Origin of the sequence: Herbaspirillum seropedicae (assembly GCF_001040945.1) — a bacterium.
GTDB lineage: Bacteria > Pseudomonadota > Gammaproteobacteria > Burkholderiales > Burkholderiaceae_D > Herbaspirillum > Herbaspirillum seropedicae.
This window is the reverse complement of record NZ_CP011930.1, coordinates 1,325,599-1,345,303: the sequence shown is the minus strand read 5'-3', so window position 1 is coordinate 1,345,303 and position 19,705 is coordinate 1,325,599. Positions and strand designations below refer to the sequence as shown.

The following is a 19,705-nucleotide window of genomic DNA, read 5'->3' as shown; positions in this document are numbered from 1 at the left end:
GACGAAGCGAGGACGGCGGCTCAGGGAGCGGCTTCGGCATCCTGCCGGTGCCGCTGCCAGTTCTCGGCATAGCGCGCGGCCAGCGCCGGATTCTTGCCGAGCACCAGGATGTTCTCGGCATTCTTGTGCTGGGCCGACCAGGTGAAATTGTAGCTGCCGGTGATCACGGTGGCCGTCGCCAAGGGGGCGTCGATGATGATGACCTTGTTGTGGGCGTTGCGATAATCGGTCTCCAGCCAGACCGGAATGCCAGCGCCGCGCAATTGCTTGAGACGGTCATTGGAATTCTTGTCGAGCTGGCCCACATCCATCAGCACCCGCACATCGACGCCGCGCTTGCGGGCCGCAACCAGCGCATCGGTGATGGGCCGGCTGGTGAGCAGGTAAGCCTGCACCAGGATCTGGCGGCGGGCGCCATCGAGCTGGCCGACGATCAGGCCCTCGACATCGTCCCAGGGGGCAAAGGCCGGCTGTATCGTGCCCTGGGCCGGCATCACCGGCGGCGGCGGCACGGCCTCGCGGGCCTGCCGCGCCAGCGCCGGCGCGGCGGCCGGCAGGCACAGTGCCAGCGCGAGCAGAGCGCGGGAGAAGCACCCTCGCATCATGCCGCGCGGCGCTCTAGGACGGCCGCAAAGAAGCCATCGGTCTGATGTTGATGCGGCAACAGCTTCAGGTAGTCGCCCATCTCCAGCGCAATCTTCTGTTCGGCCAGCACCTCGCCCATGGGGCGCAGGATGAAGTCCGGATGCGATTGCAGGAAGTCGGCGATGACTTCGTCATTCTCTTCTTCCAGGAAGCTGCAGGTACCGTATACCAGGCGGCCGCCGGCGCGCACCAGGCGGGCGGCGCTGGCCAGGATGGAGCTTTGCTTGGCGCGCATCTCGGCCAGGGTCTCCACGGTCTGGCGCCACTTCATGTCAGGATTGCGGCGCAGCGTGCCCAGGCCGCTGCAAGGCGCATCGACCAGCACGCGGTCGAGCTTGCCGGCCAAGCGCTTGACCTTGGCGTCGTTCTCGTGGGCGATCACCACCGGATGCACATTGGACAGCCCGCTGCGCGCCAGGCGCGGCTTGAGCTTGGCCAGGCGCTTCTCGGAGACATCGAAGGCGTACAGGCGACCGGTATTGCGCATCAGCGCGCCCAGCGCCAGGGTCTTGCCGCCGGCGCCGGCACAGAAATCGACCACCATCTCGCCACGCTTGGCGCCGACGATCTGGGCCAGCAGTTGGCTACCCTCGTCCTGCACCTCGATGGCGCCATCCTTGAACAGCGGCAGGTTCTGCAGGGCCGGCTTTTTCAGCACGCGCAAACCCAGCGGCGAATACGGCGTAGGTTCGCAGGCCACCGGGGCCTTGGCCAGTTCGGCGATGACGGTGTCGCGATCGGCCTTGAGGGCATTGACGCGCAGGTCCAGCGGGGCCGGACGGTTCATGGCCTCGGCCAGTTCCAGCGTGGCCGCTTCGCCCATGCGCGCCACCAGCTTGTCCCACAGCCAGGGCGGCAGGTTGCTGCGCATCTGCGCAGCCAGTTGGGTGCGATCGATCTGGGCCACGCGCTCCAGCCAGTCGGCCTCGCCTTCCTGCAGGCCGGCGATGGATTCTGCACCCACCGCATCAGCCAGGCCCAGCAGGGCCAGGCGGCGCATCATCGGACCGCTGCCCGATTCGGCAAAGTTGGTCAGCACCGTCTTGTTGCGCAAGAGGCCATAGACGGCCTCGGCGATCACGCCGCGCTCGCGGCTGCCCAGCCGGGGGTTGTCGCGGAAGTAACGCGACAGCGTCACATCGGCCGGGCCGGTGAAACGCAGCACTTCGCGCAGCAGTTCTTCGGTATGGGGAATGATCGCGGGAGGCAATCTCATGCTAGGTCCTTCAGATTCAATTCAAGATAAGGGGTTGCGCAGGCTGGGCGTTCAGGACGCCGTCGCCAGGCGTACGCGATGGCCATCGAGGCGCAGACGGCCGTCGATGAACCAGCGCACGGCGCGCGGGTAGATCACATGTTCCTGTTCCAGCACCCGTTCGGCCAGGGCTTCTTCGCTGTCCTCTTCCTGCACCGGCACGGCCGCCTGGGCCACGATGGGACCATGGTCGAGGTCGGGCGTGACGAAATGCACGGTCGCGCCGTGCAGCTTCACGCCCGCCGCCAGCGCCTGGCGGTGCGTGGCCAGCCCGGGGAAGCTGGGCAGCAGCGACGGGTGGATGTTGAGCATGCGGCCCTGATAGTGCTCCACGAAGGGCGCGGTCAGGATACGCATGAAACCGGCCAGCACCACCAGGTCCGGCGCGAAGGTGTCGATCTTGTCGCGCAGGGCGCTATCGAACTGCTCGCGCGTGGAATAGTCGCGGCTGGGGATGACGGCGGTCGGGATGCCGCGCTGGGCGGCGAACGCCAGGCCGCTGGCGTCGGCGCGGTTGCTGATGACGGCGGCGATCTTGGCAGGCCACTGCTCGGCCTGTGCGGCGCGGACGATGGCTTCCATATTGCTGCCTCGTCCGGAAATCAGGATGACAATGCTTCTCATGGTGTGCGCATTGTACCCGCTGGCGGCCCGCCCGCCGCCGTTTTTCACGATGTGCAAGGCAGATCGTGGCGTAAATGTTTTATCAAAAAGTATCCGGATCGGCGGCGGATGGGCTGCAGATCTTTACTGGAAGGAATAGAAGACGCGGAATGGCACCTTCTTCTCCGCCCAGTAATCGGCCGCGTCGCGGAAGACGTCGAGCAGGGTCTCGCGGGCTTCCTTGTCGAACTTCTGGGTATTGGGCAACTGCTCCAGCACCACCACGAAACCGGGCTGCTTGCCGGCCTTGTGGGTCAGGTCGGTCAGGCAATCGTGCAGGGCGTCGAAATTCTTGCCGAAGTGGCGCGGGAAGTGGAAAGCGGTGGCGATGCTGGTCAGCACCTGCTGCTTGGTCACGGCCTGGGCGCAATAGGCATAGAGAAAATGCTGCTGCAGATGCGCGGCCTCCTGCTGCAGTTCATTGACGCGGAAGGCGCGAATGGACTGCACGATATTGGGCGGCACCGTTTTAAACAAACTTATTTTCCCTTCAGTATCCATAGGCGGGGCTGTGTGGCTGTGGTGGCTATCGTGGTGGATCTGGTGACCAGGTCTGACTTGCATGCGTGCAGGCAGGGTTGGTGCGCCCTGCTGCCCGACCAGCCTCAATCCCGTATCCGGCGGAAGGTCTTGTAGTGATCGCTGGTGTAATAGTATTCGCCGGAAGTCTTGGGCTCCCCTCCGCTGACGATCCTGCGGGCCCCGCGATTGCGTGCGCGCGGCGTCTTGACGGTGTATTCGCGATAATACCCGCGCTTTTGCCTGGGCAACACCCCTTCGTAATTGCCGAACACCGCTCCATCCTTCTCGTAGGGGAAAGGTCCGCCGGCGCGGATCAGGGCCATGGTCTGCTGGGCTTCGCGCGGCAGCTGGTCAAGGTTGACCTCCGGCAAGCCCCCCGGCGCAGGTCCGCGCGCCTGCACCGGCGCCGACAGCATCAGGGCGGTCAACAGCACCAGCCAGTAGCGGGAAAATATCGAGAAAATGAATCGGGCTCGCATCTGCGTTTTTGTTAATTGCAATTTTGTCAATTCAAGGCGAAAGCATTTCGTAGATTAACGTGTTGCTTTCGGCTAGGCAACCGTCGCAGCGGCCAAGCTTGACCGGCAGCAAATCAGGCAGAGGCTTGGAGCAGCTGCGCCGTGTCGGGTTCAAAAAAGGCCATCACTTCGTCGCGCTTGGCGTAGGTATCGCTCTGGCCCAGGGCGATCAGCTCACGCGTGAAGCTTTGTTCGAACAGCAGATAGGAGGCCAGCGCCGAACCGCGCGCTTCGGTCGCGCCAATGCCGCCCAGCATGGTGCGGATAGGACGCGGCAGGCTGCCCACATGGCGGCTGGCGATGCTGTCGATGCGCTTGGAGGGTGAAATGACCAGGGTGCGGATGGGCTTCAAGGGTGTGTGGCGGCGCTGTTCTTCGTTGAGCACCGACAGGGTCTGGTTGACCCGGTTGATGCGCTCGATGTCGGCTGAGAGGCCATCGAGGAAGATGCCCGACATCGCATGGCCCGCCACCTGCGCCAGGCTGGGATAGTGCGGCGTGTTGGTGGGCGCCTGCTCGCCTTTCTCGCCCATCCGCCCTGCCCCGATCACCAGCACCTTGGTCGCCCCCAGGTGGATGGCCGGCGAGATCGGCGCGATCTGGCGCATGGAGCCATCGCCGCAGTATTCGCAGCGCCCATCGATATAGACCGGGATGGCCGGGAAGATGAAGGGAATGGCCGAAGACGCCAGCAGATGGTCGACGCCGATCTGGTCGCGGATGGCCAGGCGCTGGGTGCGCCGCCAGGGCTCGATCTCCCCCGCGCACTGGTAGAAGGTGATGTGCTGGCCGCTGGTGTAGGACGAGGCGGTCACCGCCAGCGCATGCAACTGGCCTTCGGCCAGGGCGGCGTCCAGGCGCGGCAGGTCCAGCAGGCGGTGCAGCATGCTCACCAGGGGCGTGTTGTCCAGCAGTGAGTTGGGCGGATTGGCGCGCCACTTGCGCAGCAGCCAGCCGAAGGAAAACAGCGACAGCCAGCGCGCGCCCGAGCGGATCACGCCCAGCGAATCGGCCCGGTAGACCTGGTCCACACCAAAATTGCTCCACACCGCCATGAGCTCGCGCACGGCCTCGCCGAAATCATCGGCGCGGCAGGCCAGCGCAGTGCCATTGATGGCGCCGGCCGAGGTGCCGCAGATGATGGGAAAGGGATTGCTATGCACCGGCCAGCCTGCTTCGAGCAGGATCATGGAAATCGCATTGAGCACGCCCACCTGGTAGGCGGCGCGTGCACCGCCACCGGTGAGGATCAGTCCGGTCTTATGTGTGGTTGTCTCCATGGCCTGAGCTTAGCAGCAGCGCCGACCCTGTGGACAAGAGAATTGGCAGGTAAATGCGGTTTATTTGGGCTGCATGCGGATCGCACCGTCCAGGCGGATGGTCTCTCCATTGAGCATCACGTTCTCGATGATGGTGCGCGCCAGCTGCGCATACTCCGCCGCGCGTCCCAACCGTGGCGGGAACGGCACCGCCTGCCCCAGCGAATCGCGCACTTCCTGGGGCATGGCCAGCATCATGGGCGTCTCGAAGATGCCCGGCGCAATGGTCATGACCCGGATGCCGCTGCGCGACAGCTCGCGCGCCATCGGCAGGGTCATCGCCACGATGGCGCCCTTGGAGGCGGCATAGGCAGTCTGGCCGATCTGGCCATCGTAGGCCGCCACCGAGGCCGTATGAATGATGACGCCGCGCTCGCCCTCCTCCACCGCCGCGCTCCTGGCCATGGCCTCGGCGGCAAAGCGCGCCATGTTGAAGCTGCCCACCAGATTGATGTTGAGGGTCTTCATGAACAGCGCCATGGTATGCGGGCCGCTCTTGCCGACCAGCTTTTCCGCCGGGGCGATGCCGGCGCAATTGACCAGGCCGCGCAGGCTGCCCAGGGCCTCGGCGGCACGCACCACGGCTTGCGCATCCTCTTCCGAACTGACATCACAGCGTACGAAGACACCGCCCAGCTCCGCCGCCAATGGCTCACCTGCCTCCTGGTTCAGGTCGGCCAGCACGGGCTTGCCGCCGGCTGCTGCGATCATGCGCGCAGTGGCCGCACCCAGCCCGGAAGCCGCGCCGGTGATGATGAAAACATGTCCTTCGATACGCATGGAGTCTCCTGATGAGCGTCGTGACAGCCGCGGGCGGATCGCCCGGGCCGTGCGCCTGGATGATGATGTGATGCATCAGGCGGCATTATTGGACGGATCGTCCACTCTGGCAATCCGCCTCTGCGGATCGATTATGGCGGGGCCGCCGCACCGCAGACTATCGGCGCGGCGACAATTGCTGTGTGGGTTGGCCAAGGTAAGTCAGGGTTAGCCAGACCGGCCAGGCTCAGGTCGGCATGGCCGGCAACAGCGGCACCAGCAGCAGGGCCACGATGTTGATGATCTTGATGAGTGGATTGACGGCCGGGCCGGCGGTGTCCTTGTAGGGATCGCCCACGGTGTCGCCGGTGACGGCAGCCTTGTGCGCCTCGGAACCCTTGCCGCCGTGATGGCCGTCCTCGATGTATTTCTTGGCATTGTCCCAGGCGCCGCCGCCGGTGGTCATCGAGATGGCCACGAACAGGCCTGTCACGATGGTGCCCATGAGCAGGCCGCCCAGGGCCGACGGCCCCAGCAGCATCCCCACCAGGATAGGGACGATCACCGGCAGCAGCGAGGGCAGGATCATCTCGCGGATGGCCGACGAGGTCAGCATATCGACGGCCTTGTCGTACTCAGGCCGGCCGCTGCCATCCATGATGCCCTTGATCTCGCTGAACTGGCGCCGCACCTCGACCACCACCGCCCCGGCCGCACGCCCTACCGCCTCCATCGCCATGGCGCCGAACAGGTAGGGAATCAGTCCGCCGATGAACAGGCCGATGATCACTGCCGGACTGGAGAGATCAAAGCTGGCGCTCTTGCCCACCGATTCCAGCGCGTGGGTGTAATCGGCAAACAGCACCAGCGCCGCCAGCCCGGCCGAACCAATGGCATAGCCCTTGGTGACGGCCTTGGTGGTGTTGCCCACCGCATCGAGCGGATCGGTGATGGCGCGCACCGACTCGGGCAGGCCGGACATCTCGGCAATGCCGCCAGCGTTATCGGTGATGGGGCCGTAGGCGTCCAGCGCCACCACGATGCCGGCCATGGACAGCATGGACGTGGCCGCAATGGCGATGCCATAGAGCCCGGCCAGCCAGTACGACAGCAGGATCGCCGCACACACCGCCAGCACCGGGTAGGCCGTGGACTTCATCGACACGCCCAGTCCGGCGATGATGTTGGTGCCATGACCGGTGGTCGAGGCCTGGGCGATGTGCTGCACCGGCTTGAAGTCGGTGCCGGTGTAGTACTCGGTGATGTAGACCATCAGCCCGGTCAGGGCGATGCCCACCACGGCCGCTCCCATCAAGGGAACACGCAGGGGCGGCGGCAACAGCAGCCAGGTGACCACGGCAAAACCGATCAAGGAGAGGCCAGCCGCCCACCAGAGGCCGGTATAGAGCGCCGACATGATCTTCTTGCCGGGCTGCGCCTTGACCATGGCGCAACCGACGATGGAAGCCAGGATCGAGACCCCGCCCAAGGCCAGCGGATAGAGCACCGCCAGCGTCTCCATGCCGGTCAGCATGAGGCTGCCCAGCAGCATGGTCGCGACCAGCGTGACCACATAGGTCTCGAACAGGTCGGCGGCCATGCCGGCGCAATCGCCCACGTTGTCGCCGACATTGTCGGCGATCACGGCAGGATTGCGCGGGTCATCCTCGGGAATGCCGGCTTCGACCTTGCCCACCAGGTCGGCGCCCACGTCTGCGCCCTTGGTGAAGATCCCCCCACCCAGCCGGGCGAAGATAGAGATCAGCGACGCGCCGAAGGCCAGTCCGATCAAGGGCTGGATGGCGTCATGCAGGCTGGCCGCGCGGCCCTGTCCATAGATGTACAAGACCCAGAAGAACAGCGACACCCCCAGCAGCCCCAGCCCCACCACCAGCATCCCAGTGATGGCGCCACCGCGAAAGGCCACGGCCAGCGCCTGGTTCATGCCCTGCGTGGCGGCCTGCGCGGTGCGCACATTGGCCCGCACCGAGACATTCATGCCGATGAAGCCGCACGCTCCCGACAATACCGCCCCCAGCAGGAAACCAATGGCGGTGAGCCACCCTAGGCCGGGTATCAGGGCAATGAGGATCAACAGCACCACCCCGACCATGGCGATGGTGCGGTACTGGCGCGCCAGGTAGGCGGATGCGCCCTGCTGGATGGCCAGGGCGATGTCCTGCATGCGGGGGTTGCCAGGGTCTTGCTTGAGAATCCAGTTGCGCGATACCAGGCCATAGATCACCGCGACAATGCCGCAGGCAATGGCGAACCACAGGGCAAGTGCCATCTTCATCTCCTTTGTTATCACGACTCATCAACAATCACGAACATCCGCCGTGCCGCCTGCAGTCTTGCGCTGCCTGCGTCACCACCGATACTGCGCCTGCAAATTACGTCGCCCTTACTGTTGGAGTTGTTGTGCCTGCCGGGGCTGTCGCGACGGCATCCCCGGGCGGGATAGCGTCGTGATCATCACTGCTCTGTTGCCTGCTCTTCTCTTGGCTCTCTTAGCGCTGTTAGTTTTCCAGCTCGACCGCTGCTTGTGCCACGCATCAAAAGACTAATAAAAAAGCGGACCGAAGTCCGCTTTACTTTACTCCGCCAGGGCGGCAAATGCACGATCCCTGATTTCTTCCACCGGACCCACGCCGGCGATCTTGCGATACTTCGGCGCACCCGGCTGGCCCGAGGCTGCCCAGTTGCTGTAGTAACCCAGCAGCACCTTGGTCTGGTCGTGGTAGACGGCCAGGCGCTTCAGGACGGTTTCTTCCTTGTCGTCATCGCGCTGCACCAGCGGCTCGCCGGTGACGTCATCCTTGCCCTCGACCTTGGGCGGGTTGAACTTGACGTGGTAGCTGCGACCCGAACCCGGATGCACGCGGCGACCGCTCATGCGCTCGACGATGGCGCTGTCGGGCACGTCGATTTCCAGCACGTAGTCGATGGCCACGCCGGCTTCCTTCATCGCGTCGGCCTGGCGCGTGGTGCGCGGGAAGCCGTCGAACAGGTAGCCGTTGGCGCAATCGGCCTGCTTGAGGCGATCCTTGACCAGGCCGATGATGATGTCGTCAGAAACCAGACCGCCCGCGTCCATCACCTTCTTGGCCGCGACGCCCAGTTCAGTACCCGCCGCCACGGCCGCGCGCAGCATGTCGCCGGTGGAGATTTGCGGAATGTTGAATTTTTCCTTGATAAAAGTGGCTTGCGTGCCTTTACCGGCACCAGGCGCTCCTAAAAGGATGAGGCGCATATGGGTTCCTAAATTGAGGTTTCTGAAATTTGAATGCTTGAATTCTTGTGTGACGTGATGGCAGAGGATGCCTGCCATCTGGACGGTTATGCAGCTTGTTTGCGCGCCGTTTGCATCAACTCTGGGACGAAACTTACCACAAAATCTTACCGAACCATGACAAACGCCTGATTTTTAAGCAGTCTCCGGGCCTTGATTGTGTCGTGTCAGCTTGACATGGAACTTACAGCAAGCCGATCCGGCCTGCCTTGCGCCGGATCATGCCGGCGCAGGTCCGGGTCAGAGGGACGAAATGGTCTGCACCAGGGGACTGTCGGGCGGAGCCTCGAAATGCTTGCGCACGCGCAACAAATCCTCGGGGGTATCCACCCCGGCCTCGGGCAGCAGCGAGGTCACGTGCACGGCGATGGCGTGGCCATGCCAGAGCACGCGCAGCTGTTCGAGCGCCTCGATGCGTTCCACCGGCGACGGCGAGAGCGTGGGATAGAGCTGCAGGAAGCGGTTGCTGTAGGCGTACAGGCCGATATGGCGCAGCGGCACGTATTCGTTGGCGTGGTCGGGACCGCTGGCGTCAGGCAAGACCTCGCGCGACTGGGCGAAGGCATCGCGGTGCCAGGGAATGGTGGCGCGCGAGAAGTACATGGCGCAACCTTCCTTGTTCAACACCACCTTGACCACGTTGGGATTGAAGGCATCGGCGGCGCTCTCGATGGCATGCGCGGCCGTGGCCATGGGCACGCCGGGCTTGATGTGGGCCGCCGTGGCGGCGATGAGGCCCGGATCGATCAGCGGTTCATCGCCCTGCACGTTGACCACCACCGCATCCTCGGCCAGGTCCAGCGCGGCCGCCACTTCGGCGATGCGGTCGGTGCCGGAGGGATGGTCGGCGCGGGTCATGGCCACTTCCACCCCATGGGCCTGGCAGGCCGCATGGATGTCATGATGGTCGGTGGCCACGATGATGCGCGCCGCACCCGACTGGGCTGCGCGCTCGGCCACCCGCACGATCATGGGCTTGCCGCCCAGGTCGGCCAGGGGCTTGTTGGGCAGGCGCGTGGAAGCCAGGCGCGCCGGGATGATGACGGTGAAGCTCATGGGCAGGCCGATGGATCAGGCCGCCGGCGCGGCCGGCGCAGCGGTGAGCTCGCGCGCTTCGTCGGCCCACATGATGGGGATGCCGTCGCGGATGGGATAGGCCAGCTTGTCTGCCTTGCAGATCAGTTCCTGGGCTTTCTTGTCATAGTCCAGCGGACCCTTGCAGAGGGGGCAGACCAGGATATCAAGCAGTCGGGCGTTCACGGAGTTTCTCCACTATGTGTTCAGCCAGCGCGCCGTCGATGCGCGCTGTTACAGGCACGACCCAGATGCGCGGGTCGTTTCGGATGGCCTCGATAGCCCTGCATTTTACTGCATCCTTTTCCGTGATCAGGATGGCATCAGCGGCAAGGCCGGCAAAGGGATCAACGGCAAAGTCGTAATGGTCGGGCAAGGGATGGCGCGAGAAGGATAATCCCGCCGCCTGCAGGGTGGCAAAAAAACGTTCCGGATGGCCGATCCCGGCCAGCGCCGCCAGCCGCAGCCCGCCCTCGCCCATGCGCGCCAGCGGCTTGCGCGCCGCAGGCGGCGCCAGTTGCACCGCCTCCGTGGCCAGCAGCTGCATCGCATGCACGCCGGCAGGCGCGGCGCCAGCCATGCCGCTGCTGCCCACATTGAGCACCGAGAAGTCCCGCCGGCGCGACGCCGGCTCGCGCAGCGGCCCCGCCGGCAGCAGCCAGCCGTTGCCGACACCGCGTGCATCCGAGAGCACGATCTCGATATCGCGCGCCATGGCGTAATGCTGCAGGCCATCGTCGGAGACCAGCACATCGACCTGCGGATGCGCCGCCAGCAAGGCGCGCGCAGCCTGCACGCGGCGCCGCCCCACCACCAGCGGCGCGCCGGTGCGCTGGGCGATCAGCAAGGGCTCATCGCCCACCTGCGCAGCCGCAGACGTGGCGCTGACTTCCACGGTCTGCTGCGCGCCTCCGCCATAACCGCGCGAGATCACGCCCGGCGTATAACCGGCCGCGCGCAGCGCCTCGATCAGCCAGATCGCAAACGGGGTCTTGCCGGTGCCGCCGACGAAGATGTTACCCACCACCACCACCGGCACCGGCAGCCGTTCGCTGCGCTTGACGCCCAGTGCAAAGAGCAGCCGGCGCACGCCGGATAGCGCCGCAAAGAGCAGCGACAGCGGCCACAGCAGGCAGGCCAGCGGGCCCCGCGACTGCCAGGCGCGGCTCAGGATGGCTTCGGCGTTGGGCCTGGAATCGGCCATGGGTTCAATCCATAAAATGAAAACGATGTACGGCGGGCGCTGATCACTGATGACAGTGACAACAGGCCCAACGTACCTCCGGTGAAGAATCGATTACGCCAGAATGACGTCCATCTCACTTGCTGCTGGCCTGTGCCGCAAACGTCACCTTGGGATAACCGGCCATGCGCGCGGCTTCCAGGACGTTGACCACGGTCTGGTGCGTGGCCAGCGCATCGGCATTGATGATGATGACCGGATCGAGCTTGCTGGCGCTGGCGCGCACGACGGCCTGCATTTCCTCGGACAGCCCCTGGGCGTCGCGCGCAGAAATGCGCTTGTTGTTGAGGGCGTAGCGCCCATTGGCGTCAACCGCGATGTTGAGCTCGAAGGGCTGCTCCAGCGCCTTGGGCGCATCGGCCGTGGGCAGGGTCAGCTGCAGCGCGGTGAACTTGCTGTAGGTGGTGGTGACCATCAGGAAGATCACGATCACCAGCAGCACATCGATGAAGGGAATCAGGTTGATTTCCAGGTCTTCGCGGGGACGGCCCTTGCGGAAGTTCATGGCGGCCTCGGCAGATCAGCGGCGCACGTCGTGCACGATGTCGACGAACTTCACGGCCTGCTGTTCCATGTCGACCACGAAGCCATCGACCAGCGCCCGGAAGTGGCGGTAGAACACCAGCGCCGGCATGGCAATGGCCAGCCCGAAACCGGTGTTGTAGAGCGCAATGGAAATGCCGTGCGCCAACTGCGCCGGATTGGTGCCGGCGGCGTTCTGCGAGGCAAAGATCTCGATCATGCCCACCACGGTGCCGAACAGGCCCATCAGCGGGGCCAGCGACGCGATGGTGCCCAGCGTGGTCAGGAAGCGCTCCAGCCGATGGGCTGCGGCCTGGCCGGCCTCTTCGATGGCTTCCTTCATGACCTCGCGGGGGGCGTCGACGTTGCGCAGGCCCGCAGCCAGCACATGGCCCAGCGGCGAATTCTGTTCCAGCTTGTCGGCCACGTCGTCGGTGATGCGGCCGCTCTGGTAGACGCGCACCACCTGGTTGAGCAGGTCGGGCGGCAGGATGCGGCTGCGGCGCAGGTACACCAGTCTTTCAATGACCAGCGCCAGGCCGATGATGGATGCGATCAGCAAGGGCCAGATCGGCCAGCCTGCGGCGAGGATGATGGCGAGCAAAACGTACTCCTAATGTCCTGATGAGATGCAATGGTTCCGATGGGCAGGCGCGGCGGCCCTGCCAGGGGGCGCTGCAATCTGCGGTGCAGAATGTAGCCTATGCGGCTTGGCTTTACAATGCGACATTGTATCGCCTCCCACTCGTACCACGCCCTGACGCCCGATGCCATCCGACAAGTTCCCCCCCTTCCCGACCGCCCGCCCGCTCGCGCCCGCTGCACCGAGCGCCGATGGCGGGCCGCCCATGCTGACCGTCTCGGCCCTGAACCAGGCGGTGGGACGGATGCTGGAGCGCAACTTCCCGCTGCTCTGGGTCAAGGGGGAAGTCTCCAATTTCACCCGCGCCGCCTCCGGCCACTGGTATTTCAATCTCAAGGACGAGGGCGCGCAGGTGCGCGCGGTGATGTTCAAGGGTCGCGCCCAGTACGCCGGCTTCATGCCGCGCGAGGGCGACAAGGTCGAGGTGCGCACCCTGGTCACGCTCTATGCGCCCCGCGGCGACTACCAGCTCAACGTCGAAGCCATCCGCCGCTCGGGCGTAGGCGATCTCTACGCCGCCTTCCTGCAACTGAAGGAAAGGCTGGAGCGCGAGGGCCTCTTCGCCCGCGAGCGCAAGCGCGCACTGCCGGGCTTCCCGCGTCGCATCGGCATCGTCACCAGCCCCCAGGCTGCGGCCCTGCGCGATGTGCTGACCACGCTGCGCCGCCGCGCTCCCCATGTGGAGGTGGTGCTCTATCCCACGCCGGTGCAGGGCGAAGGCGCGGGCCAGCGCATTGCCGCGGCCATCGGACGCGCCTCGGAACGGGCCGAATGCGATGTGTTGCTGGTCTGCCGGGGCGGCGGCAGCATCGAGGATTTGTGGTCCTTCAATGAAGAGGTGGTCGCCCGCGCCATCGTGGCCGCGACCATGCCGGTGATCTCGGGCGTGGGCCACGAGACCGATTTCACCATCGCCGATTTTGCCGCCGACCTGCGCGCCCCGACCCCGACAGCGGCCGCCGAGCTGGCCGCCAGCTCCCGCCAGGACTGGCTGGCCGAGCTGCGCGGCCACGCCGCCGACCTGACCCGCGCCCTGCGCCGCACGCTCGCCGACAAGGCCCAGAGCGTGGACTGGCTGTCGCGCCGCCTGGTCAGCCCGAGCGCCTATATCCAGCATGAACGGGTCAAGCTGCTGGCCTTGCAGAACCGGCTCTCGCACGCCAACCAGATCCCGCTCACGCGCATGCGTCATGGCCTGCAGCAACTGGCTTCCCGACTGGCGCACCAGTTGCCCGATACCCGCCACGCCCGGCGCGACCTGGCCGAGCTGGCGCGCCGCCTGCAACGCGCGCAAGGCGCGCAGCAGAGTGCGCAGCGCCAGACGCTGACCACCCTGCACTCCCAGCTCGAACTGCTGAACCCGCAACGCACCCTGGAACGCGGCTATGCCATCGTCAGCGACCACCAGGGTCGCGTGCTGCACAGCCCCGCCGAGCTGGCCGCCCGCACCGAGATCACCATCCGCCTGGCCCAGGGCAGCGCCGAAGTGGGTATCGCCAGCGTGCAGCCACGACTGGATTGAGCCAGGCAGGCTTGACCGCTGTGGCAGACTTTTTTTGCATAAGCTTCTGCCGCCCTGGTGTAGCCGGCCTGCGCTGTCTGCGGGCCGCACGCGCCTTCGGATGAGCTGGAACGTCTGCGCCGCGCTGGCATCTACGGCTTTGCCCGCTGCTGGCCGGGCGCTTGCGCAACAGGAAGCATTCGCATTGCCGCCCGCCATACGGGCGCCTGCCCGGCGAAGACGGCATTTGATCGAGTGCAAAGAATTGTCTTCCGCTTTAGAATCTCAGGTTCTGAATAGAACCTTCGTAGCAAACCAACAAGACTGAAAGGATTCATCATGGCACATACCCTTCCGGCACTGCCTTACGATCTGGACGCGCTGGCGCCCACGATTTCCAAGGAAACCCTGGAATATCACTATGGCAAGCACCACCAGACCTATGTGACCAACCTGAACAACCTGATTCCGGGTACCGAATTCGAAAACCTGTCCCTGGAAGAGATCATCAAGAAATCCTCCGGCGGCATCTTCAACAACGCTGCCCAGGTGTGGAACCACACCTTCTACTGGAACGGCCTGACCCCGAAGGGCCAAGGCGCTCCGAGCGGCGCGCTGGCTGACGCCATCAACGCCAAGTGGGGCTCCTTCGACGCCTTCAAGGCCGAGTTCACCAAGCAAGGCCTGGCCAACTTCGGTTCCGGCTGGACCTGGCTGGTCAAGAAGGCTGACGGCACCCTGGACATCGTCAACACCACCGGCGCCGGCACCCCGCTGACCACCGACAGCAAGCCGCTGTTGACCGTGGACGTGTGGGAACACGCCTACTACATCGACTACCGCAACGCACGCGCCAAGTATGTCGAGAACTACTGGGGCATCATCAACTGGGACTTCGTGGCCAAGAACTTCGCCTGATCTTCAGCATCAGCGACGGCCTTCCCGGCAAGAAAAAACCACGCGCAAGCGTGGTTTTTTTTCGCCTGCACCGCCTGAACTCCGATCAGGATAGACAGGATAGTCAGGCGACTCAGGAAAACCGGTCCAGCACACTGTACCAGGCCACACCGGCGGCGATGTAGAAGCGCTGCAAGCCATGCAGGGGAATGGGCGCAATGGTGCTGACTGGGAAGGGAAACGCCGTCCCGGCCGGTCCGATCAGGCGCTGGGCCAGGCGCTGCCCCATCATCGTGGCCATGGCAATGCCACGTCCGTTGTAGCCTAGTGCGATGCTCAGGCCGGGCGCAGGCTCATGCACATGGGGCAGGAAGTCCCGCGTGATGGCGACCCGTCCCGACCAGCGGTATTCGTATTCCACCCCGGCCAGTTGCGGGAACAGCAAGGCCACCGAGCGCTCCAGATGGGCGAAGTCCGCGGGTCCCTGCGGCTCGCCGAAGGGCCCGCGGCCGCCCATGAGCAGCCGGCCCTGTGCATCGCGCCGGTAGTACAGCAACAAGCGGCGCGAATCGGAAGTGACCTCGCCACCGGGCAGGATGCTGGCGCCCAACGCTGGCGGCAACGGCCGGGTGGCGACGATGAAGCTGTTGGCGGCAATCACCGATTGCCGCAGATGCGGCCACAGGTCATCGGTATAGCCATTGGTGGCCAGGACCACCCGTTCGGCATCGATATGCGGCCCCTGCTCTCCGGACGGACCATGCAGGCGCCAGCCGCCCTGACGGCGCTCCAGGCGCGTCACCCGTGTATCGCCGTGGATGACCACACCCAGGCGCTGCGCCGCCTGCGCCAGTCCGCGGCAATACTTCAGCGGATGCAGGCTGCCGGCCCGCTCATCCTTCCATCCGCCCACATAGGCGCCGGTACCGATGCGGCGCGTCACTTCAGCCCCATCCATCAACTGGGCCGGCGCCCCCTCAGCCATCCATTGGCGCGCACGCGCCTCCAGGGCGCGCATCATCTTGGGCGAATGGGTGGGCTGGATCCAGCCAGCGCGTTGCGCCTCGCACTCGATGCCATGACGTGCGATCAGGTCGAACACCGTATCGGCCGCTGAACCAATGGCCGCGATCAAGGGATCGGCCACGGCACTGCCGAACATGACCCGCAACTGGTCGGGATCGTACTTGAGACCGGGAATGACCTGTCCGCCATTGCGCCCAGACGCACCCCAGCCTGGCGCATGGGCATCCAGCACACACACCGACACACCGGCCTGGGCCAGGTGCAGGGCCGTGGACAAGCCGGTGTAACCGGCGCCGACGATGGCCACATCGTAGCGCGCGCTGGCCTGCAGGGGCGGCGCCCCGGAAAACTCGCCAGCGGTCGCCGCCCACAGGGATGGCGGGAAGGCCGGGTTGGAATGCTTTGTCATGGGCAAGACCTCGCTCTCACTTGCCGATCACGCGGCGCAGGAAATCCTGGGTGCGCGCATGCTGCGGTTCGGCCAGCACCTGCGCTGCCGCGCCAGATTCGACGATGCTGCCGCTATGCAGGAAACAGACACGGTCGGCCACCTCGCGGGCAAACCCCATTTCGTGCGTGACCACGATCATGGTCATGCCATCGGCGGCCAGCGTGCGCATCACCGCCAGCACCTCGCCCACCAGCTCCGGGTCCAGCGCCGAGGTGGGTTCGTCGAAGAGGATCGCTTCGGGCTGCATGGCCAGCGAGCGGGCAATGGCCACGCGCTGCTGCTGGCCTCCGGAGAGCTGGGCTGGATAGGCATCGCAGCGCGCCGCCAGCCCCACCTTGTCCAGCAAGCTCATGGCCTCTGAACGCGCTTGCGCGCGCGCCAGTCCATTGACATAGATCGGCCCCTCGGTCACGTTCTCCAGCACCGTGCGATGCGGGAACAGGTTGAAGCGCTGGAACACCATCCCCACCCGGGTGCGCAGGCGGTGGATATCCGGGCCATCGCGGTCCACGCGCTGGCCGTCGATCAGGATGTCGCCCCGCTCGTAGGACTCCAGTCCATTGATACAACGCAGCACCGTCGACTTGCCCGAACCCGACGGCCCGATCAGGCAGACCACTTCGCCCTGGGCCACCGAGAGCGAGACATCCTTGAGCACTTCGTGCCGGCCGAAGCACTTCGAAATACGCTTGACCTCGATCATCGCGCTCTCCCTTTGCTGTTGCGGATCTCCAGCCGACGAATCAGGAACACCAGCGGCAGCGACAGCAGCAGGTACAGCACCGCCACGGTGGTATAGACCGTCATGTTCTGGAAGGTGCTGGAAGCGATCATCTGGCCGGCGCGCGTCATCTCCAGCACCGTGATGGTGGAGACCAGCGAGGAATCCTTCAGCATCATCACCAGCGTATTGCCATAGGGCGGCAAGGCGATGCGAAAGGCCTGCGGCAAGACCACGCGGCGCATGATCAACGGCCCGCGCATGCCTATCGATTGCGCCGCTTCGATCTGCCCCATATCCACGGCCTCGATGCCGGCACGGAAGTTCTCCGCCTGGTAGGCCGAATAGGCGATGCCCAGGCCGACCACACCGGCCTGGAAGGCCGAGAGCTGGATCCCGATATCAGGCAGCACGAAATAGATGTAGAACAACTGCACGATGATGGGCAGCCCGCGGATGATGTTGACGATGGTGGCCCCGGCCAGCGCCACGGGCTTCAGGCGCGATACTTTCATCAGGGCCAGCAGCAGTCCGATGACCGAACTGAGCAGGAAGGAATAGATCGTGACTTCGACGGTGACCAGCGCTCCCTTCAGGAGGATGGGCAGGAAGTCCAGCACGTTTTGCAGGAGCATGGGCGAACGCGAGCAGTGAGGATGGCTAGAGGCAGGCAGGACGTCGCAGGTGACGTCCCTGCCTGTGCCGATAAGGAGGAAGACGACGACAGGGAGTGGATCAGTTCAGCTTCCACTGCTCCACGATGCGCGCCAGCGTGCCATCAGCCTTGAGCTCGGCAATCGCCTTGTTGAGCCGTTCCATCAACTTGGGATCGCCCTTGCGGATGACCAGGCAGACATCGCCCATGAGCGTAGGCTGATATTCCTTGACCAAACGCACCTGCGGATTGGCGCCCTGCGCAAGCTGGTAGGCCACGATGGGGCGATCGCCGAAGCCGGCCTTGATCCGGCCCAGGGCGACGTCGCGCATCATGTCAGCCACCGAATCGTAGGTCTTCACTTCCTTGAAGCCGCCCTTCTTGTTCAGCGCGTCCACGAAGACAGTGCCGACCTGGGCGCCAACGATCTCCCCCTTGAGGTCATCGAGGTTCTTGTAGCTCTTGCCATCCTGGGCGTTGACGAACAAGCCCTCGCCATAGGAATACACCGGATCGCTGAAGTCCACGATCTGCGCGCGCGCCTCGGTCTTCAACATGGCCGCTGCGATGATGTCGATCTTGTTGCCAGTCAGCGAGGGGATCAGCGCGGCAAAGGGCGTCTGCTGGATATTGACTGAGAACCCGGCCTTGTTGCCCACGGCGGTGACGGTGTCGACCATCATGCCCTGCAGCTTGTTGGTCTTGATATCGAGGAAGGTGAACGGCACCCCCGTGGAAGTGGCGCCCACGTTGTAGCTGGCCTGCGCCATCGCGGGCGCGCTACCCAGGGTGGCCACCGCGGCAGCCAGCGCGACGCTGCCGACCAGGTGTTTGAACAGGCAATGGAATGGCTTCATACGACTCCCCTTTGGCGCAAGATCGCGGTCAGGTGCGATCAGGATGGACGACTGGAAGTCCGCGCGACGGTGCTGGCGCCCCCTCGGCGGTGCGTGGACCTGCTGAACAAGCATGGACTGCGGCGGCCCTGACGGAACCGGATGTTGCAACACCTCAGGCAAGCACCTTCGCATCGGACTGCCCGGTATGGCCTGGATGCAGAGCTTGGATATCAAAATGAGGTGTTGAAATAAGTATATTTGGTTTACTCGAATCGTCAACAGATATTTATGAATCGATATTCGATACGAATGACGTGAATTACCGTAGAATTGGCCATTCCTTCCCACTCCTCCAGGAGCCCGCATGAACGAGCCCGACGACACCGCATCGGATCTCTTATTCAATCAATCGCTGGAAAAGGGCCTGGCCGTGCTGCGCGCGTTCAATGCGCAGCATCGCACCATGACACTGGGCGACGTGGCCAGCGCGACCGGCATCTCCAAGAGTTCGGCGCAACGGATGGTGCATACGCTGGAGACGCTGGGATACATCTGCAAGCACCCCAAAACGCGGCGCTACCAGCTCACGCCCAAGGTGATGGAAGTGGGTTACAACTATCTGGCCGCCGATATCCTGGTGGATGTGGCCAATCCCTTCCTGTCGGAACTGGCCAACATCACCGGCGAGACGGTCAACCTGACCGAGCCCTACGACGGTGAGATGGTGTACGTGGCGCGCTTCGTCGCCAGCAAGTTCATTCCCATCCACATGCCCATCGGCAGCCGCATCCCCATGTACTGCACCGCCTCGGGCCGCGCCTACCTGAGCGCGCTGGAGCCTGAGGAAGCGCAGGCCATCCTGGAGTCCAGCGAACGCACGGTACATACGCCCCATACCCGCACCGATGTGGAAGACATCATGCAACTCCTTGCCGCCAGCCGCGAGCGCGGCTTTGCCAGCAACCGGGAAGAGCTGTTCCTGGGTGACATGAGCATCGCCTCACCAGTATTCAACAGCGAGCGCAAGCCGGTGGCATCGGTCCATGTGGTGGCGCCGACCAGCCGCTGGAGCGTGGAAGAGGCCGAGAAGAAACTGGGGCCGCTGGTGCTGGAATGCGCTCGCGCGATTTCCAATTCGGTACGCACGCTGGTGTGAGCCT

The 19,705-nt window shown here is 64.6% G+C and carries 21 protein-coding genes; 3 read left to right on the top strand and 18 right to left on the bottom strand.

Annotation, left to right across the window (positions count from 1 at the left end; translation table 11 throughout):
• Positions 1–20: 20 nt before the first annotated feature.
• The 14 genes from ACP92_RS05890 to ACP92_RS05825 form a co-directional block, all read right to left on the bottom strand.
• Positions 21–605 carry a phospholipase D family nuclease gene (locus tag ACP92_RS05890; protein WP_013233207.1) on the bottom strand — a complete coding sequence of 195 codons (585 nt, stop codon included), beginning with the start codon at positions 603–605 and terminating at the stop codon, positions 21–23.
• Positions 602–1,861, bottom strand: coding sequence for an RsmB/NOP family class I SAM-dependent RNA methyltransferase (locus tag ACP92_RS05885; protein ID WP_013233206.1), 1,260 nt, complete (start codon positions 1,859–1,861; stop codon positions 602–604). The genes ACP92_RS05890 and ACP92_RS05885 overlap by 4 nt, the downstream gene beginning before the upstream one ends.
• Before the next feature lie 51 nt (positions 1,862–1,912).
• Complete coding sequence (gene purN, locus ACP92_RS05880) at positions 1,913–2,524, bottom strand: phosphoribosylglycinamide formyltransferase (RefSeq protein ID WP_013233205.1); 612 nt, start codon at positions 2,522–2,524, stop codon at positions 1,913–1,915.
• Between the two features lie 123 nt (positions 2,525–2,647).
• Complete coding sequence (locus tag ACP92_RS05875; protein WP_231944497.1) at positions 2,648–3,127, bottom strand: barstar family protein; 480 nt, start codon at positions 3,125–3,127, stop codon at positions 2,648–2,650.
• A gap of 41 nt (positions 3,128–3,168) precedes the next feature.
• A complete protein-coding gene (locus tag ACP92_RS05870; RefSeq protein ID WP_013233203.1) occupies positions 3,169–3,564 on the bottom strand; it encodes a guanyl-specific ribonuclease in 396 nt (131 codons plus the stop codon).
• A 113-nt stretch (positions 3,565–3,677) separates the two neighbouring features.
• Entirely contained in the window at positions 3,678–4,883 is a 1,206-nt protein-coding gene (locus ACP92_RS05865) for a patatin-like phospholipase family protein (RefSeq protein WP_013233202.1), read from the bottom strand.
• A gap of 60 nt (positions 4,884–4,943) precedes the next feature.
• Entirely contained in the window at positions 4,944–5,702 is a 759-nt protein-coding gene (locus ACP92_RS05860) for an SDR family NAD(P)-dependent oxidoreductase (protein ID WP_013233201.1), read from the bottom strand.
• 226 nt (positions 5,703–5,928) lie between these two features.
• Positions 5,929–7,971 carry a sodium-translocating pyrophosphatase gene (locus ACP92_RS05855; RefSeq protein WP_171941788.1) on the bottom strand — a complete coding sequence of 681 codons (2,043 nt, stop codon included), beginning with the start codon at positions 7,969–7,971 and terminating at the stop codon, positions 5,929–5,931.
• Between the two features lie 306 nt (positions 7,972–8,277).
• Positions 8,278–8,934, bottom strand: coding sequence for an adenylate kinase (adk, locus tag ACP92_RS05850; RefSeq protein ID WP_013233199.1), 657 nt, complete (start codon positions 8,932–8,934; stop codon positions 8,278–8,280).
• A gap of 279 nt (positions 8,935–9,213) precedes the next feature.
• Positions 9,214–10,029: a 3-deoxy-manno-octulosonate cytidylyltransferase gene (gene kdsB / locus ACP92_RS05845; RefSeq protein ID WP_013233198.1), complete on the bottom strand. Its 816-nt coding sequence runs from the start codon at positions 10,027–10,029 to the stop codon at positions 9,214–9,216.
• 15 nt (positions 10,030–10,044) lie between these two features.
• The gene (locus tag ACP92_RS05840) at positions 10,045–10,233 is read right to left on the bottom strand and encodes a Trm112 family protein (RefSeq protein WP_041310294.1); all 189 of its coding nucleotides are present in this window, start codon (positions 10,231–10,233) and stop codon (positions 10,045–10,047) included.
• Positions 10,214–11,251 carry a tetraacyldisaccharide 4'-kinase gene (gene lpxK / locus ACP92_RS05835; RefSeq protein ID WP_013233197.1) on the bottom strand — a complete coding sequence of 346 codons (1,038 nt, stop codon included), beginning with the start codon at positions 11,249–11,251 and terminating at the stop codon, positions 10,214–10,216. The genes ACP92_RS05840 and lpxK overlap by 20 nt, the downstream gene beginning before the upstream one ends.
• Positions 11,252–11,366: 115 nt before the next feature.
• The gene (locus tag ACP92_RS05830; RefSeq protein WP_013233196.1) at positions 11,367–11,795 is read right to left on the bottom strand and encodes an ExbD/TolR family protein; all 429 of its coding nucleotides are present in this window, start codon (positions 11,793–11,795) and stop codon (positions 11,367–11,369) included.
• Positions 11,796–11,810: 15 nt separating this feature from the next.
• Complete coding sequence (locus ACP92_RS05825; RefSeq protein ID WP_013233195.1) at positions 11,811–12,416, bottom strand: MotA/TolQ/ExbB proton channel family protein; 606 nt, start codon at positions 12,414–12,416, stop codon at positions 11,811–11,813.
• Positions 12,417–12,579: 163 nt separating this feature from the next.
• Here ACP92_RS05825 and xseA point away from each other — a divergent pair, with 163 nt between their 5' ends.
• Together xseA and sodB are read left to right on the top strand one after the other, a co-directional pair.
• Positions 12,580–13,977 (top strand): exodeoxyribonuclease VII large subunit, encoded by a 1,398-nt coding sequence (gene xseA / locus ACP92_RS05820; protein ID WP_048348506.1) that lies wholly within the window; start codon positions 12,580–12,582, stop codon positions 13,975–13,977.
• Between the two features lie 318 nt (positions 13,978–14,295).
• On the top strand, positions 14,296–14,874 hold the full coding sequence (gene sodB / locus ACP92_RS05815) for a superoxide dismutase [Fe] (protein WP_013233193.1): 579 nt from the start codon (positions 14,296–14,298) through the stop codon (positions 14,872–14,874).
• A 112-nt stretch (positions 14,875–14,986) separates the two neighbouring features.
• On the opposite strand, the gene ACP92_RS05810 is transcribed toward sodB, so the two are convergent.
• From ACP92_RS05810 to ACP92_RS05795, 4 genes are all read right to left on the bottom strand, one after another.
• Positions 14,987–16,288, bottom strand: a complete 1,302-nt coding sequence (locus tag ACP92_RS05810) for an NAD(P)/FAD-dependent oxidoreductase (protein ID WP_013233192.1) — start codon at positions 16,286–16,288, stop codon at positions 14,987–14,989.
• A 16-nt stretch (positions 16,289–16,304) separates the two neighbouring features.
• The gene (locus tag ACP92_RS05805; RefSeq protein WP_013233191.1) at positions 16,305–17,033 is read right to left on the bottom strand and encodes an amino acid ABC transporter ATP-binding protein; all 729 of its coding nucleotides are present in this window, start codon (positions 17,031–17,033) and stop codon (positions 16,305–16,307) included.
• Positions 17,030–17,686, bottom strand: a complete 657-nt coding sequence (locus tag ACP92_RS05800) for an amino acid ABC transporter permease (RefSeq protein WP_013233190.1) — start codon at positions 17,684–17,686, stop codon at positions 17,030–17,032. The genes ACP92_RS05805 and ACP92_RS05800 overlap by 4 nt, the downstream gene beginning before the upstream one ends.
• Before the next feature lie 100 nt (positions 17,687–17,786).
• Positions 17,787–18,563, bottom strand: coding sequence for an ABC transporter substrate-binding protein (locus ACP92_RS05795; protein WP_013233189.1), 777 nt, complete (start codon positions 18,561–18,563; stop codon positions 17,787–17,789).
• Positions 18,564–18,909: 346 nt separating this feature from the next.
• Here ACP92_RS05795 and ACP92_RS05790 point away from each other — a divergent pair, with 346 nt between their 5' ends.
• The gene (locus ACP92_RS05790) at positions 18,910–19,701 is read left to right on the top strand and encodes an IclR family transcriptional regulator (RefSeq protein ID WP_013233188.1); all 792 of its coding nucleotides are present in this window, start codon (positions 18,910–18,912) and stop codon (positions 19,699–19,701) included.
• Positions 19,702–19,705 lie beyond the last annotated feature (4 nt).

Coding starts and splice junctions, on each gene's coding strand:
- ACP92_RS05890 (WP_013233207.1), bottom strand. CDS start 605: ATGATGCGAGGGTGCTTCTCCCGCGCTCTGCTCGCGCTGGCACTGTGC.
- ACP92_RS05885 (WP_013233206.1), bottom strand. CDS start 1,861: ATGAGATTGCCTCCCGCGATCATTCCCCATACCGAAGAACTGCTGCGC.
- purN (WP_013233205.1), bottom strand. CDS start 2,524: ATGAGAAGCATTGTCATCCTGATTTCCGGACGAGGCAGCAATATGGAA.
- ACP92_RS05875 (WP_231944497.1), bottom strand. CDS start 3,127: ATGCAAGTCAGACCTGGTCACCAGATCCACCACGATAGCCACCACAGC.
- ACP92_RS05870 (WP_013233203.1), bottom strand. CDS start 3,564: ATGCGAGCCCGATTCATTTTCTCGATATTTTCCCGCTACTGGCTGGTG.
- ACP92_RS05865 (WP_013233202.1), bottom strand. CDS start 4,883: ATGGAGACAACCACACATAAGACCGGACTGATCCTCACCGGTGGCGGT.
- ACP92_RS05860 (WP_013233201.1), bottom strand. CDS start 5,702: ATGCGTATCGAAGGACATGTTTTCATCATCACCGGCGCGGCTTCCGGG.
- ACP92_RS05855 (WP_171941788.1), bottom strand. CDS start 7,971: ATGGCACTTGCCCTGTGGTTCGCCATTGCCTGCGGCATTGTCGCGGTG.
- adk (WP_013233199.1), bottom strand. CDS start 8,934: ATGCGCCTCATCCTTTTAGGAGCGCCTGGTGCCGGTAAAGGCACGCAA.
- kdsB (WP_013233198.1), bottom strand. CDS start 10,029: ATGAGCTTCACCGTCATCATCCCGGCGCGCCTGGCTTCCACGCGCCTG.
- lpxK (WP_013233197.1), bottom strand. CDS start 11,251: ATGGCCGATTCCAGGCCCAACGCCGAAGCCATCCTGAGCCGCGCCTGG.
- ACP92_RS05830 (WP_013233196.1), bottom strand. CDS start 11,795: ATGAACTTCCGCAAGGGCCGTCCCCGCGAAGACCTGGAAATCAACCTG.
- xseA (WP_048348506.1), top strand. CDS start 12,580: ATGCCATCCGACAAGTTCCCCCCCTTCCCGACCGCCCGCCCGCTCGCG.
- sodB (WP_013233193.1), top strand. CDS start 14,296: ATGGCACATACCCTTCCGGCACTGCCTTACGATCTGGACGCGCTGGCG.
- ACP92_RS05810 (WP_013233192.1), bottom strand. CDS start 16,288: ATGACAAAGCATTCCAACCCGGCCTTCCCGCCATCCCTGTGGGCGGCG.
- ACP92_RS05805 (WP_013233191.1), bottom strand. CDS start 17,033: ATGATCGAGGTCAAGCGTATTTCGAAGTGCTTCGGCCGGCACGAAGTG.
- ACP92_RS05800 (WP_013233190.1), bottom strand. CDS start 17,686: ATGCTCCTGCAAAACGTGCTGGACTTCCTGCCCATCCTCCTGAAGGGA.
- ACP92_RS05795 (WP_013233189.1), bottom strand. CDS start 18,563: ATGAAGCCATTCCATTGCCTGTTCAAACACCTGGTCGGCAGCGTCGCG.
- ACP92_RS05790 (WP_013233188.1), top strand. CDS start 18,910: ATGAACGAGCCCGACGACACCGCATCGGATCTCTTATTCAATCAATCG.